16 protein-coding genes are annotated in these 17339 nt (G+C 61.8%); 9 read left to right on the forward strand and 7 right to left on the reverse strand.

The window, feature by feature from the left end; all coding sequences use genetic code 11:
- Window positions 1–102 precede the first annotated feature (102 nt).
- From mqo to HU743_RS13550, 3 genes are all read right to left on the reverse strand, one after another.
- Window positions 103–1752 carry a malate dehydrogenase (quinone) gene (gene mqo / locus HU743_RS13540; protein ID WP_186621493.1) on the reverse strand — a complete coding sequence of 550 codons (1650 nt, stop codon included), beginning with the start codon at window positions 1750–1752 and terminating at the stop codon, window positions 103–105.
- A 37-nt stretch (window positions 1753–1789) separates the two neighbouring features.
- Window positions 1790–2065: a hypothetical protein gene (locus tag HU743_RS13545; RefSeq protein ID WP_186621494.1), complete on the reverse strand. Its 276-nt coding sequence runs from the start codon at window positions 2063–2065 to the stop codon at window positions 1790–1792.
- Between the two features lie 104 nt (window positions 2066–2169).
- A complete protein-coding gene (locus tag HU743_RS13550) occupies window positions 2170–2589 on the reverse strand; it encodes a VOC family protein (protein ID WP_186649118.1) in 420 nt (139 codons plus the stop codon).
- A 163-nt stretch (window positions 2590–2752) separates the two neighbouring features.
- Here HU743_RS13550 and HU743_RS13555 point away from each other — a divergent pair, with 163 nt between their 5' ends.
- The 3 genes from HU743_RS13555 to HU743_RS13565 all read left to right on the forward strand — a co-directional run bounded on the left by HU743_RS13555 (window position 2753) and on the right by HU743_RS13565 (window position 5276).
- Window positions 2753–3835: a trifunctional transcriptional activator/DNA repair protein Ada/methylated-DNA--[protein]-cysteine S-methyltransferase gene (locus tag HU743_RS13555; RefSeq protein WP_186649119.1), complete on the forward strand. Its 1083-nt coding sequence runs from the start codon at window positions 2753–2755 to the stop codon at window positions 3833–3835.
- A 92-nt stretch (window positions 3836–3927) separates the two neighbouring features.
- A complete protein-coding gene (locus HU743_RS13560) occupies window positions 3928–4545 on the forward strand; it encodes a DNA-3-methyladenine glycosylase (protein ID WP_186621499.1) in 618 nt (205 codons plus the stop codon).
- A gap of 248 nt (window positions 4546–4793) precedes the next feature.
- The gene (locus tag HU743_RS13565) at window positions 4794–5276 is read left to right on the forward strand and encodes a transposase (RefSeq protein ID WP_186649120.1); all 483 of its coding nucleotides are present in this window, start codon (window positions 4794–4796) and stop codon (window positions 5274–5276) included.
- Window positions 5277–5491: 215 nt separating this feature from the next.
- Here the strand turns inward: HU743_RS13565 and HU743_RS13570 are convergent, their stop codons facing one another.
- Window positions 5492–7105, reverse strand: coding sequence for a L,D-transpeptidase family protein (locus HU743_RS13570; protein ID WP_186649121.1), 1614 nt, complete (start codon window positions 7103–7105; stop codon window positions 5492–5494).
- 152 nt (window positions 7106–7257) lie between these two features.
- Here HU743_RS13570 and HU743_RS13575 point away from each other — a divergent pair, with 152 nt between their 5' ends.
- The gene (locus HU743_RS13575) at window positions 7258–7971 is read left to right on the forward strand and encodes a murein L,D-transpeptidase catalytic domain family protein (protein ID WP_186552618.1); all 714 of its coding nucleotides are present in this window, start codon (window positions 7258–7260) and stop codon (window positions 7969–7971) included.
- Here HU743_RS13575 and HU743_RS13580 read toward each other — a convergent pair.
- Window positions 7968–8585, reverse strand: a complete 618-nt coding sequence (locus tag HU743_RS13580; protein ID WP_186649122.1) for a cell wall hydrolase — start codon at window positions 8583–8585, stop codon at window positions 7968–7970. The genes HU743_RS13575 and HU743_RS13580 overlap by 4 nt on opposite strands.
- Window positions 8586–8782: 197 nt before the next feature.
- Here HU743_RS13580 and HU743_RS13585 point away from each other — a divergent pair, with 197 nt between their 5' ends.
- From HU743_RS13585 to HU743_RS13605, 5 genes are all read left to right on the forward strand, one after another.
- Window positions 8783–9634 carry a CAP domain-containing protein gene (locus HU743_RS13585; RefSeq protein WP_186649123.1) on the forward strand — a complete coding sequence of 284 codons (852 nt, stop codon included), beginning with the start codon at window positions 8783–8785 and terminating at the stop codon, window positions 9632–9634.
- 120 nt (window positions 9635–9754) lie between these two features.
- Window positions 9755–10753, forward strand: a complete 999-nt coding sequence (gene moaA, locus HU743_RS13590; RefSeq protein WP_186649124.1) for a GTP 3',8-cyclase MoaA — start codon at window positions 9755–9757, stop codon at window positions 10751–10753.
- 25 nt (window positions 10754–10778) lie between these two features.
- Window positions 10779–11678 (forward strand): bestrophin family protein, encoded by a 900-nt coding sequence (locus HU743_RS13595; RefSeq protein ID WP_186649125.1) that lies wholly within the window; start codon window positions 10779–10781, stop codon window positions 11676–11678.
- Window positions 11679–12435: 757 nt separating this feature from the next.
- Window positions 12436–13800: a glutamine synthetase family protein gene (locus HU743_RS13600; RefSeq protein ID WP_186649127.1), complete on the forward strand. Its 1365-nt coding sequence runs from the start codon at window positions 12436–12438 to the stop codon at window positions 13798–13800.
- Between the two features lie 142 nt (window positions 13801–13942).
- The gene (locus tag HU743_RS13605; RefSeq protein WP_186649128.1) at window positions 13943–15226 is read left to right on the forward strand and encodes an FAD-binding oxidoreductase; all 1284 of its coding nucleotides are present in this window, start codon (window positions 13943–13945) and stop codon (window positions 15224–15226) included.
- 114 nt (window positions 15227–15340) lie between these two features.
- On the opposite strand, the gene HU743_RS13610 is transcribed toward HU743_RS13605, so the two are convergent.
- Together HU743_RS13610 and HU743_RS13615 are read right to left on the reverse strand one after the other, a co-directional pair.
- Window positions 15341–16126, reverse strand: coding sequence for a DeoR/GlpR family DNA-binding transcription regulator (locus HU743_RS13610; protein ID WP_186649129.1), 786 nt, complete (start codon window positions 16124–16126; stop codon window positions 15341–15343).
- A 255-nt stretch (window positions 16127–16381) separates the two neighbouring features.
- Window positions 16382–17275 (reverse strand): LysR family transcriptional regulator, encoded by an 894-nt coding sequence (locus HU743_RS13615; RefSeq protein WP_238351741.1) that lies wholly within the window; start codon window positions 17273–17275, stop codon window positions 16382–16384.
- Window positions 17276–17339: the final 64 nt, after the last annotated feature.

A 17339-nucleotide genomic window follows, 5' to 3' on the forward strand; every position in this document is an offset into this window, starting at 1 on the left:
ACGCCCAAACTGACCACATGGCCCGTTTTTTCTACCGTCATGTCACCCAGGTCAGAGTGGCGCCGGTGGACAAAAGTTCGCCCGGCGCCAGCCCCGTCGAGGTCAAGGCTTGAGATCCGGATCGCTGTCCAGGTGTTTCTGCTGCACCGCGTCGATGTGGGTCGGCGGGTTCACCGGCTGCGCCGGGTCAATGGCTGGTGGTGGCGTGAGTTGCAGCACTTCGCTGGTGTAACGCCATTCCTGCATGACCTGCTCGGGGTGTTCGTTCAGCCGCGTGCCGTAGCTGGGGACAATCTGACGCAACTTGTCCTGCCAGGGCGCAGACGCCAGTTTGTCCTTGAACACTTTGCCCATCAGATCGAGCATGATCGGCGCCGCAGTCGAGGCCCCTGGCGAGGCGCCGAGCAGTGCGGCGATGCTGCCGTCCTTCGAGGCCACCACCTCGGTGCCCAGCTTGAGCACCCCACCCTGCTGCTCATCTTTCTTGATGATCTGCACGCGCTGACCCGCCTGCCACAACCGCCAGTCTTCTTTCTTCGCCTGAGGGAAATAGGCTTGCAGCGCGGCGAAACGGTCGTCGTCCGATTGCATCAACTGGCCGGCAAGGTATTGCACCAGATCGAATTCGCGCACGCCGACGCGCACCATCGGCCAGAGGTTATGCAGGGTGGTACTGGCCGGTAGATCGAAATACGAACCCTCCTTGAGAAATTTGGTCGAGAACGTCGCGAACGGACCGAACAGAATCACCCGTTTGCCATCGAGCACCCGCGTGTCCAGATGAGGCACCGACATCGGCGGCGCCCCGGTCGAGGCAATGCCGTAGGCCTTGGCCATGTGTTGCTGCGCCACTTGCGGGTTGTCGGTTACAAGGAACGAGCCACCGACCGGAAACCCCGCGTAGTCTTTCGCTTCCTCGATGCCGGATTTCTGCAGCAGTGGCAATGCCGCGCCGCCGGCGCCGATGAACAGGAATTTAGCGTCGGTGGCCGCTGTCGTGCCGTCCTTGAGGTTCTTGTACTCGACGTGCCATGAACCGTCGTCGTTGCGGGTGATGTCGCGCACTTCCGTCGATAGTTTGAGCGAGAAATTGTCGCGGTTTTGCAGGTGCCCAACGAACTGCCGGGTGATCTCGCCAAAATTGACGTCCGTGCCGATCGGCGTCCAGGTCGCCGCGATTTTCTGCGCCGGGTCGCGCCCTTCCATCATCAGCGGCACCCACTGCCGGATCTGTTGCGGATCTTCGGAATACTGCATCGGGCGGAACAACGGGCTGGCCTGCAAGGCCTCATAGCGTTTTTTCAGAAAGCGGATGTTGTCGTCGCCCCAGACAAAGCTCATGTGCGGCGTCGAATTGATAAACGAGCGCGGGTTTTTCAACACCCCGGTTTTGACCTGCCAGGCCAGAAACTGCCGGGTAATCTGAAACGCCTCGTTGATTTCCACGGCCTTGGTGATGTCGATCTTGCCGTCTTTCTCCGGGGTGTAGTTCAGCTCGGCCAGCGCCGAATGGCCGGTGCCCGCGTTATTCCAGCCGTTAGAGCTTTCCTCGGCGACCTTGTCCAGGCGCTCGACCATTTCCATCGACCAACCCGGCTCCAGTTCGCTGAGCCAGACCGCCAGTGTCGAACTCATGATGCCGCCGCCCACCAGCATGACATCGACTCGTTTGGTTTCTGCGGCGTACGTCTGGGCGCTACCGATTGCGAGGGTCAACGCGAGCAGCGCACAGGGGCGCATCGGATTTTTCATGGGAAGCCTCCTGGGGTGTACCGGTCCGCGAACCGGCTCAATCGGCAGTGTCGTTCTGCACAGATGGATCGCCGTTGGCCGGCACACGGGTGTCAGGCGCGGGCCGCGTCGGGTCGTTTTTTTCAGCCCCGGGGTAACCGGGCAGACCGCGACTATCGGCCGGGGTCATCACATCGCCGCCGGCACCGGCGTGGTCCCAGTCGGTGGTGGCGTTCGGGTCTTCATCGCGCCCGGCGGTGCCAAGGACGAAACCGTCGTCATTCGGATTGACCGTGTCATCGAGCGGTTTGTCGCTGCTGGATGGGTTGCTCATTGGCTGCCTCCAAAAAGTGTGGATCGGACTTGTTTGGAATGCCGTGCAAGCGTCGAGTGCAATGCAAGAGACCAACGGTGCATGCCTCCTGAAGCGCGCCGGCATCAATCTGGCGCTTCGCTGGCGCCTTTGAGTTCGACCTGATTGCCATCCGGATCGAAACAGTACAGCGACAAACCGTAACCCTCGGCGCCGAAACGCCTGGCGGCTTTTTCCACCGCCAGCCCGAACGATTGCAGGTGCGCAGTGAGCGCTGCTTCGTCGAACGGCTCGATGCGCAGGCAGAAGTGGTCGACGTTGCGCCGCTGCGCCTGCGCCGCACCGCCGCCCTTGCGGCCGAGTTCGCCCTCAAGGTCGACCAGATCGATCATCGAAGTCCCGGCGCGCAGATGCACCAGCCCCAGCGGCTCGTTGTGCCTGACCACCTCGGCGCCCAAGACCTGGCGGTAAAAGTCGATGCTGCGTTGCAAGTCGGCGACGCGCAGCACGATATGGTCGATGTGGCGCAGGGTAAACGGGTGCATAGTCGATGCCTCACTCCGATGGGGTTGGCGCAGGTTGTGAACGGTTGCTTTACACCTGAAAAGATCGCAGCTTGCACCCGCATCTACAGTAGTTCAGAGCTTGCGGGAATTCACTGTCGATTTTCCGGTGGAGCCATCGACAAAGCGGATTTACTCTCAAGCCATGAACATACAGACCGCTGTCCTGCCGCCCCACGCCGAAATGGTTCGCGCCATGCTTGAACGCGACACTGCCTATGAAGGCGTGTTCTTCACGGCGGTAAAAACCACCGGAATCTTCTGCCGCCCCAGTTGCACGGCACGCAAGCCGAAACCGGAAAACGTCGAATTCTTCGCCCACGCCGACGAGTGTCTGTGCGCCGGGTATCGCGCCTGCCTGCGCTGCAAACCGCTGGACGCGGCGGCCGTCGCCCCGGACTGGGTGCAGCGCCTGCTCAGCGCCGTGGACACCGACCCCGAGCGCCGCTGGAGCGACGCACAGTTGCTGGCCGAAGGTATCGAACCGCTGAAGCTGAGGCGCTGGTTCAAACAGCATTTCAGCATGACCTTCCACGCCTGGCTGCGCACGCGCCGACTGGGCATGGCCCTGGGCGGTATCAAACAAGGCACCTCGATTGACCACGCCGCGTTCGACTCTGGCTACGAGTCGCTCAGCGGTTTTCGCGACGCCTTTCAGAAATCCTTTCACATCACCCCGGGACGCGCCGCCAACAGCGAGCCGTTGCTGTTTACGCGGCTGACCACCCCGCTGGGGCCAATGATTGCCATGGCCGAACGGCGTGGCCTGGTGCTGCTGGAGTTTCTTGACCGGCCGGCATTGACCCGCGAAGTCGAAGCCCTGCAAAACCGTTATGGCTACGCCGTGGCACCGGGGCATAACGCGCATTTGCAGCAGATCGAGGCGCAACTGGCAGATTACTTCGCGGGCAAACTCAGCGAGTTCAGCGTGCCGCTGCACTTGCCAGGCAGCGCGTTCGCCCGCGAGGTCTGGGCGGCGCTGCTGCAAATTCCCTACGGACACACCAGCACCTATGGCGCCATTGCCGCGCAACTGGGCAAACCCGGTGCCAGCCGTGCGGTGGGTCTGGCCAACGGACATAATCGGCTGTCGATCGTGGTGCCGTGTCATCGGGTGATCGGTGCAGATGGCTCCCTGACCGGCTATGGTGGAGGGCAGCCGCGCAAGGCCTTTCTGCTCAGGCTGGAAAACGCGGCGCTGCAACTGACGCAACAACTGGCTTTCTGACGCACTCCTTTCAGTCAATAAAAAGGGATTTTCGATGAGTACGCTCGACATTCATCACCTCAGCGGTACAGCCGACGGCTTGCTGAACGAGCATGCCTGAGGCCTACCAAGCCGCCAGCGCCTTTCTCGCCGCGCTGGATGCCGACTGGCAGCGCCACATCAGCGCCGTCGGCCCGTGCCGGCACCAACCTCATCCAGCGCGCGATCCTTATGAGTCGCTGGTGCGGGCGATTGCCTATCAGCAACTGCATGCCAAGGCCGGTGATGCGATTATCGGCCGACTGGTGGGGTTGTTCCCCGAACAACCCTTTCCGCGCCCGGCGCAAATCCTCGCCTGCGATGTCGCGCGGCTGCGCAGTTGCGGGTTTTCCGCGAGCAAAATCGCGACGATCCAGGGAATAGCCCAGGCGACACTGGACGGCGTAGTCCCGGATTACGCCACGGCCCGGGCCATGGCCGACGAAGCGCTGATCGAGCGCCTGATCAGCCTGCGCGGCGTCGGCCGCTGGACCGTGGAAATGCTGCTGATCTACAGCCTGGAACGCCTGGATATCCTGCCGGCAGATGACTTCGGCGTGCGCGAAGGCTATCGGCGCTTGAAAGGCCTGGAGGTGCAGCCGACTCGCAAGCAAATGATCGACATCGGCCAGGCGTGGCGGCCGTACCGCACGGTCGCGGCTTGGTATTTGTGGCGGGTGGCGAAGGGGTAGACCGTGTCATCGTTCTTCGTGAGCAAGCCCACTCCCACAGGTTTTCGGCCTGACACAAAATATCTCGATAGCGCCGATGTCATGTGGGAGCGAGCTTGCTCCGGGCGTCGTTCCGACGAAGGCGTCTGATCAGACGGTCTCTTCGATCAGTCTGAAAGGTTTTCAACAGACACATCCTGCCAACAATCCTTCCCGTACCTCTCTATCTACAGATCTAACCTTTCAGTTCCTCTTGAAAGGGCAAGGGAATGCCAAAACTATCAGCCTCACATCGTTTGCGTCTCGGCCGTTATGACGAACCCAACCGTATATATTTATTAACCGCAAATACGCTATTCCGCGCACCTGTTTTCAGACAAGTTGCATTGGGTAGATTGGTCGCAGAGCAATTCCGCCAAGCTCAGGAGCTGGGCTTCGCTGATTCGCTGGCCTGGGTTGTCATGCCGGACCACTTTCACTGGTTGATCGATTTGAAGCGTGGGTCACTGAGTGAATTGATGCAGAGAACAAAATCCCTGAGCGCGCGGGTGGTGAATATGGCTGCGGGTCGAGAGGGAAGTCTCTGGCAACCGGGCTTTCATGATCGTGCACTGAGGCGGGACGACGATCCGGTACAAATGGCTCGATATGTGGTGGCCAACCCCCTGCGGGCAGGCTTGGTGCAAAAGCTTGACGACTATTCACTGTGGGATGCGATTTGGGCCACCAGAACCTCATGCCCCTCTTCGTGAGCAAGCTCACTCCCACACTGGCCCCATTCCTGCCACAACCACCCCGCGCGCCCCCCCATCCACTGTGGGAGCGGGCTTGCTCCGGGCGGCGTTCCGACGAAGGTGGCAGGTCGGCCAGCATCGATGGTGAATGTGCCGGCCTCTTCGTGGGCAAGCCCACTCCCACAAGGGTCCGGGGCCAGCCACATAACTCCTGAACGTCACCGATCTCGCCCTCAATGTGCCCGATCAAGCCCTACCAACAGCGCGCTGTCGTGGCTGTAGATGTCCGGCGCATAATGCACCTGGCCTGCGCTATCGACCTGTGCGGTCCAGTAGGTCATCAGGATGGGCACCGGGGCCGACAGGCGGAATTCGTGGGTGCTGCCGCTGGCGAGCAAGGTTTCGGTACGGGCCTTTTCCGCCGGGGTGAGTAGCAGATCGCGCAATTGCATCGGGTGTTCGACCCGTACGCATCCGGAACTGAACGCCCGTGGCCCCTTGTCGAACAGCGCCTTGCTCGGTGTGTCGTGCAGGTAGACCGAGAACGGGTTGGGGAAGCGAATGACCATTTGCCCCAGCGGATTGCGCGGGCCGGCGTCCTGTCGCAAAAGGACATTGCCGGGATTGTCCCAATCGATGTCCGCCGCCGCCAACGGTTGGCCGTTGGCATCGAGCACTTGCAGGTTATGGCGGCTGAGAAAGGTCTGGTCCTTGCGGATTTCCGGCAGTTTGTCCTCTTTCCAGATGGTCGGCGGCACCGTCCATGTCGGATTGAGGGTCAGCCGCGTGACGCGGGATTTGAGCAGCGGCGTCTGGCGCTCCGCCCGGCCCACCTGAGTGCGGGTTTGCCAGACCGGCTGGCCGCCGTGATAAAGCGTGAGTTCTGCGGCGGCGACGTTGACCAACAGGCCGTCGGCTTCCATGTCCTGCGCCAGCCAGCGGAACCGCTCAAGGTTGATGCGCAACTGATCGCGGCGGGTCAGCGGGCTGATATTCAGTTCGGCAATCGTCCCCGGGCCGACCACGCCGTCAGCCTGCAGCGAGTGGTTGGCCTGAAAACTTTTCACCGCGTCCACCAGTTCGCCTTCGTAGGCGTTGCCGGACGCGACCGGCTCAGGCAGATAGCCTTCGCTGTGCAGACGCTTGGCCAGTTCCGGCACGCGTTGGTCTTCCATTGCCGGGCGCAGCAGTGGCCCGCTGCCGATGGACTGCCACTGCGGCAAGGCCTGGAGTCGTTGCGCCGCATAAAGGTGGCGCAGGTTGCGGTACTGAACCAGATGCGGACGGGCCAGCTCGAACGCCGCCGCAATATCCTGCAGTCCGGGCACGGCAATGCTCAGCAGTTGCGCCTGACGATCATGCGGCGGGCCGTCGACGCGCCACAGCGGCTCGAAATGCGCTTGCAGCAGGCGCCCGTAATGCAGGTCCTGCAACGCCTGGAGGTACTGGCGGCTGATATCGATGTCGGCGCATAACTCGCCATCCTGCGGCGCGGTGGTCGCGACGGCATAGCGATTCGGATTCAGGCCATCGTCAACCAATAGTTGCAATTGCGCGCGCAACGTCGGCAATCGTGCAGGGTCCTGCGCCCAGACCGGCATCCAGTCCTGTTGTTCATAGAACGCCTGCAATTGTGCCAGTGCCGGGCCGTTGAGCTGCCCGGCGATGGCCGGACACGACTGCGGCAAGCTGATCATGACCGCGTGTAACGGGCTGCGTGGCTCGACCGGAATTGGCGCAGGCGGCGGCGCCAGCGTCGGCAAGGGTGGCAGCGGCTCCTCAGCGCAAGCGACAAACGGCGCAGCGAGCAAACAAATGCTCAAGTAGCATGCGTACTTTTTGAACAACTGCTTTACTCCAATCCATGGCCGTCTCGATGACGGTCAACCTTACATTAGCTGCGCTGAACAGTCAGGCTCGATCTTCGGGCCTGCGGGTAACGACTGGGAGTCAGGAACCAAAAGTGCCGTTTATGTCGCCAGTGAGGACACTTTATAAAATGTTGACGTTTTTGCGCCGACTCCTGTTGACCACCGCGACCCTTGTCGCCGTGACCAGTCCAGTATTTGCCGCCGGCAAGCCATCGCCGGTTCTCTACACCAGCCTCGCCCAAGCCGCGCCGGAACTCAATCCCCATGCGCTCAAAGGTGCATTGAGCGCCATGCAATGCGCAGTCAACAACGGCGCCCGGCCCTCGCGTCATCTGGCGATCATCGACTACTCGCGACCGTCCACCGAGCGCCGCCTGTGGATTTTCGACCTGAGCAAAAAGAAGCTGGTGCTGCGCGACCTGGTCGCCCACGGTTCCAACTCCGGGGAAAACTTCGCCACGCAATTTTCCAATCGTGAAGGCAGTTATCAGTCCAGCCTGGGCCTGTTCCGCACCCAGGAAAGCTACGAAGGCACCCACGGCTACTCGCTGCGCATGGACGGCCTTGAGCCGGGCTTCAATGACCTGGCCCGGGACCGCGCCATCGTCATCCACGCCGCCAGTTACGTGAACCCGTTATGGAGCAAGCGCCAGGGGCGCATCGGCCGTAGCCAGGGCTGCCCGGCCGTGCGGCCGCAGATTGCCAGACAAGTGATCGACCGCCTGAAGAATGGCCAGTTCATGTTCTCGTGGTATCCCGACCAGCGCTGGCTGCAAAAGTCGCCTTATCTGAACTGCCAGCCGCAGCAAGTGGCGAGCATTCTCAGCACCCACGCCAGTTAACGCGCGTCGCCGCCGGCAGGTTTGTAGAACAGAAACCTGCCGGTCTGCGCCGTGTTGCGGTACGCCTTCGCCCAGCTCGGGTGCACGCCGCGATCATGAAAATACAGGGCACCGCGGGTGCGGTCCTTGAGCTGGCGGTTCAACGCCTTGCCGGCGATTTCCTTGGCCAGTGCGTATTCGGCATCTTCCTTGACCTGATCAGGCTTGCCATCGCACCACCAGGAAAACTGGCAGTTGCCGCTCTCCGAGCCTTGCTTGACCACCGCGCACACCGTGTCGGGAAAGCCTTCGTGGCCGAGGCGATTCATCACCACGCTGGCCACAGCTTCCATTTCCGGGGTGTCCTTGCCCTTGGCTTCCCAATAGATGCTGCGCGCCAGACAGGTCAGCGGATCGTCCAGCGGCGCGGCGCCGGCCGGGTCTACCGCTTGCGCCTCGGTCGGCGTGATCGCTTCGGACTTCGGCGCAGGCGCACTGACGTTGTCCGCCGCTTTCTCCTCCAGCACCTCGGCTTTTTGTTCAGCCTTGGCCTCGATCGGCGCCTGCGCGTTCGCCGAGCTTGCGTGGATCAACAGGGTTAATACGAAACAGCCGGTCAGGCCTTTTAATCGCATTGTGGATTCCCTCAACGCCCGCAGCGGGCAAAGTGTTACGTCGGTGAGACGCCCGGATTTCGGGGGCCTGCGCAGATTGTAGCCGGACAATTGGCGGGCATCGTGGCGTAGAAAAAACCATTGGAAAAGAAAAAGACATTGCGCTCACCGGGGGCCTTTCGCGCATCATGGGCGCATTGCGCTCAAGGGGGATTTCCATGCGTTTCATGCCATCGGTTTTGCGTTGTGCCGCGTTGTCGCTGGGCGTGGTCTTTGCCGCCTCGGCGCTGGCTGCCGATGAACTGCAATTGATCGAGTCGATCAACAGCTATCGCAGCCAGCCGCAGCGTTGCGGCAATCAGGCGTCGAACGAACTGCCACCGCTGGCGGCCGACCCGCGCCTGCGCCTGCCGGCGAGCGGTGCGGTCGACCTGCAGCAAGCCATGGCCAGCGCCCGTTACCCGATGGTCAACGTCCAGGCGATCACCCTCAACGGCCCGCGCGATGCGGCGTCGGCGATGCAGGCGATCAAGGAAAGCTTCTGTCAGGTCGTGCTTGATCCGCAGTTCGTCGATGTCGGCGTCAGCCGCGTCGATCGCGACTGGCGCATCGTGCTGGCGCGGCCGTTGCTCTCGGCGCAGCTGGGCGATGCGCAAAGTGAAGGGCAAAAACTGCTGGCGCAACTCAACACCGCCCGCAGCCAGCCGCGCCAATGCGGCGCTCAGGCGTTTGCCGCGGCGGCCCCGCTGGCCTGGAACGCGACATTGGCCACCGTCGCCCAGGATCACAGCCGCGACATGGCCAATAAAAATTACCTCGACCACAAGGACGGCGACGGCCGCACTCCGGGCGACCGCGCCGAACTCGCCGGCTACAGCGGGCAGTTGGTCGGCGAGAACATCGCCGCCGGGCAAGACAGCGCCAACAAGGTCGTCGAAGGCTGGCTCGCCAGCCCCGGCCACTGTGCGAACCTGATGAACCCGCAGTACAAAGAACTCGGCGCGGCGTATGCGACCGACCCGAAGAGCAATGCCGGCATTTACTGGACGGCGATGTTCGGCGCGCAGTGACCACCCTCATCGACGCCGTCAATCACTCGGTCAGCCAGAGTGATTGGACGACACGACGAGCGCCCCTTACCCTGCGCAGTCTGCGCCCGATACCGGCGTCCAACACCCACGAGGCGGCCTATGACAGAGCGTGAATTGATCGATGGTTACAACCGCCGCGTCGACTATTTGCGCCTGTCGGTCACCGACCGCTGTGATTTTCGCTGCGTCTATTGCATGGCCGAGGACATGCAATTTCTGCCGCGCCAGCAAATCCTCACGCTGGAAGAGCTGTTCCAGGTCGCGCAAAGCTTCGTCGCCTTGGGCACGCGCAAAATCCGCCTGACCGGCGGCGAACCGCTGATTCGACCCGGCGTCGTGCAACTGTGTGAACAGATCGCCGCCCTGCCCGGCCTGCGCGAATTGTGCCTGACCACCAACGGTTCGCAGTTGGGTCGGCTGGCCAAGCCGTTGTTCGAAGCCGGGGTCAAGCGCCTCAACATCAGTCTTGACAGCCTCGACCCGCAGCGTTTCAAGGAACTGACCCGCACCGGCGACCTGGCGCAGGTCATCGAAGGCATTGATGCCGCGCGCGCTGCCGGCTTCACCCGCACCAAGCTCAACTGCGTGGTGATGCAGGGGCGCAACGACCATGAAATCAACGATCTGGTGAGTTTCGCCATCGACCGCGACCTGGATATCTCCTTTATCGAAGAGATGCCGCTCGGAGCGATTGCCGAGCACAGCCGTGCCGAGTCGTTCTATTCCAGCGCGCAGGTTCGCGAGCGTATCGCCGAGCGGTTTACCCTGATCGATTCGGCCGAATCGACCCAAGGGCCTTCGCGCTATTGGCGAGTTGCCGAAGCACCGAACATTCGCCTGGGCTTTATCTCGCCACACAGCCACAACTTCTGCGGCACCTGCAACCGCGTGCGCCTGACCGTCGAAGGTCGCCTGCTGCTGTGCCTGGGCAACGAGCATTCGATGGACCTCAAAGCGGTGTTGCGCGCCCATCCGGGCCATCCGGAGCGCCTGGAAAACGCGATCATCGAGGCAATGAAACTCAAGCCGTATCGGCACAACTTCGAAGTCAACGACGACGTGCAGGTGGTGCGGTTCATGAACATGACCGGCGGCTGACCCGCCGCCTAACCGGGACCGCGAGATGATCGTAAGACCGAGACCCAATCAGTTCGCCGTACTGTTCACCCTCAAAGGCTCGATCGCCAAACGCATCGCCATGCGCACCTTGATGCTGACGCTGCTGGCGGCGGCGATTGTGCTGATCGAACTGCTTGTGCCGAGCTATTTCGCCAAGATCAACGCGACACCGTTCACCCTGCTCGGCCTGTCGCTGTCGATTTTCCTGAGTTTTCGCAACAACGCCTGTTATGACCGTTGGTACGAGGGGCGCAAAGCCTGGGGCGAGGTGCTGTTGCGCGTGCGCTCGGTGATGCGCGAGACCCAAGGCATCGAAGACGCCAGTCTGCGCGCGCCGCTGTTGCGCAACCTGTGCGGTTTCGCCCATGCGCTGAACGCACGGCTGCGCGGCGAAAGCGAGGCGCGGGCCAGTGCCGACTGGGTCAGTCCGCCGATCGATGGGGCTGCGCCGGATCACTGCGGGCAGATCATCCATCAGGTCGGGCGGCAGTGTTCAGCGCTGGAATCGGCTGGCGTACTGTCGCCATGGCGCTATCAGCTGCTGGCCAATCACCTCACCAGCCTGACCCAGGCCCAGGCCGTGTGCGACCGGATCAAGAACACGCCACTGCCCTTCCCTTACACCCTGCTGCTGCACCGCACGATTTACCTGTTCTGCCTTCTGCTGCCCTTCGCCATGGCAGAATCCCTCGGTTGGCTGACGCCGCTGTTCACGGCGATTGTCAGCTACACCTTCTTCGGCTTCGACGCCATTGCCGACGAACTGGAAGACCCGTTCGGCCGCGATGAAAACGACCTGCCGACCGACGCATTGGTGCGGACGCTGGAGCGCGACGTGCTGTACGAACTTGGCGTGTCGCCGCTGCCGCCCGCGCCGCAACCGGACGACTACGTGCTGCGTTGAATGACACAGCAGCAAGAAACGATAGGGCCCGGCGTGTTCACTCTGGGCCGAGGTGCGGCCATTCGCGAGCAGGCTCGCTCCCACAGTTGAAATGCATTCCATGTGGGAGCGAGCCTGCTCTCACAGTTCAAATGCATTCCAATGTGGGAACGAGCCTGGTCTCACAGTTCAAATGCATTCCAATGTGGGAGCGAGCCTGCTCGCGAAAAAGGCAACTCGGTCAATCAGACCAAACGCAGCAAGTGCCACCGGAGAATCTCCCGTTTACACGCTGGCAAATTCCCCCTTACTATCCGGGCACACCGGTCGCCGGGGTTCGCCCTGCTGCCGACGCTTTCCGCCAACGGAAATACGCGTTATGAGTACGTCACCACAACAACCCCAAAGGTTGAGCGTCTCTGCCATACGCGCCCACTGCAACAGGGGCCGCGTATGAACCGCATCGTCAATCTGCCCATGGCCCTGCGCCGCTCCAAACTGCGTCACTCCGCACGCCCGCCGGATATCGCCTGCTGATTTCTGTCAGTCAGTAAAGATCCATTGTGGCGAGGGAGCTTGCTCCCGCCGGACTGCAAGGCAGTCCCCAGCCCTTGAATCATAAAGCGAGAGCCGCTTCGCGCCTCAGCGCAAACAAGCGCCCTCGCCACAGGTTCTGTGTCACCCCTGACTGAAATCCATTTGAAATCCCTGCCGGAACATCCTCCATGAGTCCGGCCAGAATCTGCGCGCCTGTGCGGCGCCATCGTGAGTGAACATTATGAAATTCGCAGCCATTGAAGACGCACGTCAGTTTCTTGAGCAGAACCCCGACATCGACATGATCGAGCTGTTTATCCTCGATGCCAACGGCGTGCCGCGTGGCAAGCTGTTGCACCGCGAAGAACTGCTCGCGGTCTATGAAAGCGGTCGGCCGTTGCCGAGCACCATCCTTGGCCTGACCGTTCAGGGTGAAGACGTGGAAAACTCCGGGCTGGTCTGGGACGTCGGCGATATCGACTGCCGCGCCTATCCGCTGGAAGGCAGTCTGGTGCGCCTGCCATGGCGGCAGATTCCGACCGCGGCGGTGCAGGTCAGCATGCACCCGACCGAGGGCCTGCCAGCGAGCATCGCCGACCCGCGCCATCTGCTGATCAAAGTGATCGACGCGCTCAGAGCCGAGGGCTATCACCCGGTGATGGCCTGCGAGCTGGAGTTTTATCTGCTCGATGCCAAACGCGATCACAACGGCCGACCGCAACCGGCGCTCGATGCTGACGGTGGCCGCCCGCGACACACGCAAGTCTACGGTCTGCGCGAACTGGAGCAGATCGAGCCGTTCCTCGCCGACCTCTACAGCGCCTGCAAACTGCACGGCATTCCGGCGCGCACGGCGATTTCCGAATACGCACCGGGCCAGGTGGAAATCACCCTCGAACATGGCGAGGCACTGGCAGCGATGGATCAGGCGGTGCGCTACAAACGTCTGGTCAAAGCCGTGGCGCACAAGCACGGCATGCAAGCGACGTTCATGGCCAAGCCGTTCGATGATCTGGCCGGCACCGGCATGCACATGCACGTCAGCCTTGCCGACGCCGAGGGCCGAAATCTGTTTGCGTCTGAAGACCCAGCTGGCACGCCACTGTTGCGCACAGCAATTGGCGGCATGCTCGCCTCGCTGCTTGATTCGCTGCTGCTGTTCTGTCCGAACGCCAATTCCTACCGGCGTTTTCAAGCCAACAGCTACGCACCACTGGCGCCGACCTGGGGCGTCGACAACCGCACCGTGAGCCTGCGCGTGCCGGGTGGCCCGGCCCCCACGCGACACATCGAACACCGCATCTGCGGCGCCGATGCCAACCCGTATCTGGCGGCAGCGGCGATTCTTGCCGGCATTCATCGCGGCATTCGTGAGGAGCTGGATCCGGGTGCACCGGTCGAGGGCAATGGGTATGCGCAGGCGAAAGAACTGCTGCCGACCGATTGGCTGACGTCGTTGCAAGCGCTGGAAAATTCCGCGTGGGCGCGGGAGGCGTTGGGGCAGGAATTTCTTGGGGTGTATCTGGCGGTGAAGCGTGCCGAGTATCGGCAGTTCATGGCTGAGGTGGGTGAGCAGGATTGGCGCTGGTATCTGACCGAGGCCTGAGTATTCACCAGCCCCCTGTAGGAGTGTGCCTGCTCGCGATGGCGGTGTGTCAGATAGCTGATTTTTAACTGACACACCGCCATCGCGAGCAGGCTCACTCCTACAAAGGACCGTGTACACCCCGAATTTATGTGGACCCAACATGACTATTCGCTGCAATTCCTACTACACCGCCACCCTCAACCAGGACACCGACTACCCGACCCTGCAAGGTCGGCACAAAGTTGATGTGGTGATCATCGGCGGCGGTTTCACCGGTGTCGCCACGGCCGTGGAACTGGCCGAAAAAGGCCTGAAAGTCGCCATCGTCGAAAGCCATAAAATCGGCTGGGGCGCCACCGGGCGCAATGGCGGGCAAGTCACCGGCAGCCTGTCCGGCGACGGCGCGATGCGCAAACAGATGCGCGCGACACTCGGTGATGACGTCGATGATTTCATTTGGCACCTGCGCTGGCGCGGGCATGAAATCATTCGTCAGCGCGTGGAAAAATACGCGATCCAGTGCGACCTCAAACACGGCCATCTGCACGCGGCGTACAAGCCGAGCCACATGAGCGACCTGCGCAAGGATTACGCAGAAGCAGTGCGTCGCGGTCTGGGTGACGAAGTCAGCCTGCTCGACGGCAATCAGGTCCGCGACCTGCTGCAAAGCGATCTGTATCACGGCGCAATCAAGAACACCCGCAACCTGCATCTGCACCCGCTCAACCTGTGCATCGGTGAAGCGCGGGCGGCGCAGAGTCTCGGTGCGCTGATCTTTGAGAACAGCGAAGTGCTGGAGATCATTCACGGCGATACACCCGGTGTGAGAACGGCCCACGGCCGGATCGACGCCAATCAGGTGATGCTCGCCGGCGACGTCTATCACAAGCTCGAACCCGCCCAGCTCAAGGGCAAGATTTTCCCGGCCATGGGCGGCATCGTCACCACCGCGCCGCTCGGTGAGCTGGCCCGGCAGATCAACCCCGAAGACCTCGCCGTGTACGACTGCCGCTTCGTCCTCGACTATTACCGGCTCACCGCCGACGGTCGCTTGCTGTTCGGTGGCGGCGCCAACTACAGCGGCAAGGACTCACGCGACATCGCTGCCGAACTGCGCCCGTGCATCGAGCGCACCTTCCCGGCGCTCAAGGGCGTGCAGATCGATTATCAGTGGAGCTGCGCCATGGGCATTGTGATCAACCGTATTCCGCAACTGGGCAAGCTGTCGGATAACGTCTGGTATTGCCAGGGTTACTCGGGGCACGGCATCGCCACGACGCACATCATGGGTGAAATCATGAGCCGGGCCATTACCGGGCAGATGGAGCAGTTCGACACGTTCGCCGCGTGCCAGCATGTTCGCGTGCCGATGGGTGATCTGCTCGGCAACCCGTTGCTGGCGGTGGGGATGTGGTATTACCAGATGCTTGAGCGGTTGCGCTGAATTCACTGACCTCATCGCGAGCAGGCTCACTCCTACATCGGATTTGTGAACGACACAAACCCCCTGTGGGAGCGAGCCTGCTCGCGAAGACGCCCTCAAACCCAACACAAAACCTCAATCCGGCAACTGCTCCACCACAATCCCCAACCGCCGGTAATCCTCCACACTCCCCGACCCCAGATGCAGCTCTGTAATCAGCCTGTGCAGACGCGTACACGGCGCCACCACAAACGGCTCGACCGCGCCCAGCTTGTCCGCCGTGGTCACTGCAATCACCTGCGTCGCGCCGTTGAGCATCGCCTGTTTTATCGGCACTTCATCGAAATGCAGCGAGGTGATCCCCACTTCAGGATGGATCGCACAAACCCCGGTAATAGCCAGATCAGCCTTGATGCCCGCCAGCAGTCGCAGCGCCTCCTGACCGCTCGCCGACATCGAGTGTGGATTCAGTTCCCCGCCGGCCAGAATCACTTTCACGCCTTTGTATTCGGACAGCGCAATCGCCGTCAGCGGTGAAGCGGTCACGGCCGTGATGCGGATTGCAGCGGGTAACGAGCGCGCCACCTGCAAGGTGGTCGAACCGGAATCGAACAGCACAATCTGCCCGTCCTTGATGTGCTGCGCCGCCAGTTGCGCCAGGCGCACTTTGACCTCGTCGGTCTCATCCAGACGGGTGAAGTAATCCTTGCCGGAGTCCTTGGGTCGCGGCAACGCCCCGCCATGCACTCGCTGCACCAGCCCGGCGTTGTCCAGTTCGGCAAGGTCGCGGCGAATGGTGTCTTCGGACACCGCAAAATGCTGGCTCAGCTCGGAGGCCATGACCTTGCCGTCGCGCTCAAGCAGCAAAAGGATTTTCTGCCGGCGCAAGGAAGGCAATTCGGCGATGGAATGATCGTGCATGGTTATGCCTGTTTGTGCTTGTAGTTGCAGGTTTCGCTGAGACTAGCGAAAGCCTCAGGCAAATACAAACGCAGCGGCTATCAAAGATTTTGATCATTGGAATCGACAAGGCGAATTTTTTCTTTGCGTTGCGCCTGTTCACAATGGCCTCACTCTTAAAGCCTCAGGATGAACAACTGATGAATCTCAATTTCGCCTTCGCGTGCATGATCGTCGTGTCGTTCGCGATTGCCCTCGGCCACGCCTGACAGCGCGTCAGACCGAAGCCAGCAATTGCTCACGCAACCATTTGTGCGCCGGATCGCGGTGCACACGTTCAGCCCAGAACATCGCCATTTCATAGCCTGGCACCGGCAACGGCGCATCGACTACTTGCAGCGCCGGATTGCCGCGCACCAGGCGTGACGGCAGCATCGCCACCAGATCGGTGCTGGCCAGCACCGACATCGCCATCAGAAAGTGCGGCACCGACAGCACCACTTTGCGCGCCAGTCCGACCTCGGCCAGCGCCTTGTCGGTCACGCCGAAAAAGCCCCCGCCCTCGCGCGACACCAGCACATGTTCCAGCGCGCAGAACTGCTCGCGACTGGGTGCCTTCATCAGCCCCGGATGGCCGATGCGCCCGGCCAGCACATAGCGTTCGGTGAACAGCGGCCGTCGATGCAGCTCCGGCGGCGCGTCTTCGCTGATGTGCAGGGCCAGATCGAACACGCCCTGCTCGGCCTGCTTGACCATCTGCGCCGGCGTCAGATCTATGATCGCCAGCCGTGTGCCCGGTGCCTGTTCGCGTAAATGGCTGAGCGCCGGCAGCACGACAGTGGACTCGCCGTAGTCGGTCGCGGCGATTTTCCAACTGTGCGTTGCCTGCGCCGGGTCAAACGCACTGGCCGGCGTCACCGCCCTCTCCAGTGCCTCCAGCGCTTCACGCAGCGGCTCACGCAATTCATCGGCGCGGGCTGTCGGGCGCATGCCTCTGGGGCCGGGCAATAACAGCGGATCATTGAAGATCTCGCGCAACCGCGCCAAATGCACGCTCACCGACGGCTGCGACAAATGCAGGCGCTGCGCCGCGCGGGTGACGTTGTGCTCGGCCAGCAACACATCAAGCGTCAGCAGCAAATTGATATCCAGGCGTCTCAAATTATTCATGGCTATACCAGACATATCAGACATTCATTTCAAATATACCGGGCGAGCGACGATCCTGCAGTCA

This window comes from Pseudomonas sp. SWRI99 (genome assembly GCF_014270125.1).
GTDB classification, from domain to species: Bacteria; Pseudomonadota; Gammaproteobacteria; order Pseudomonadales; family Pseudomonadaceae; genus Aquipseudomonas; species Aquipseudomonas hamedanensis.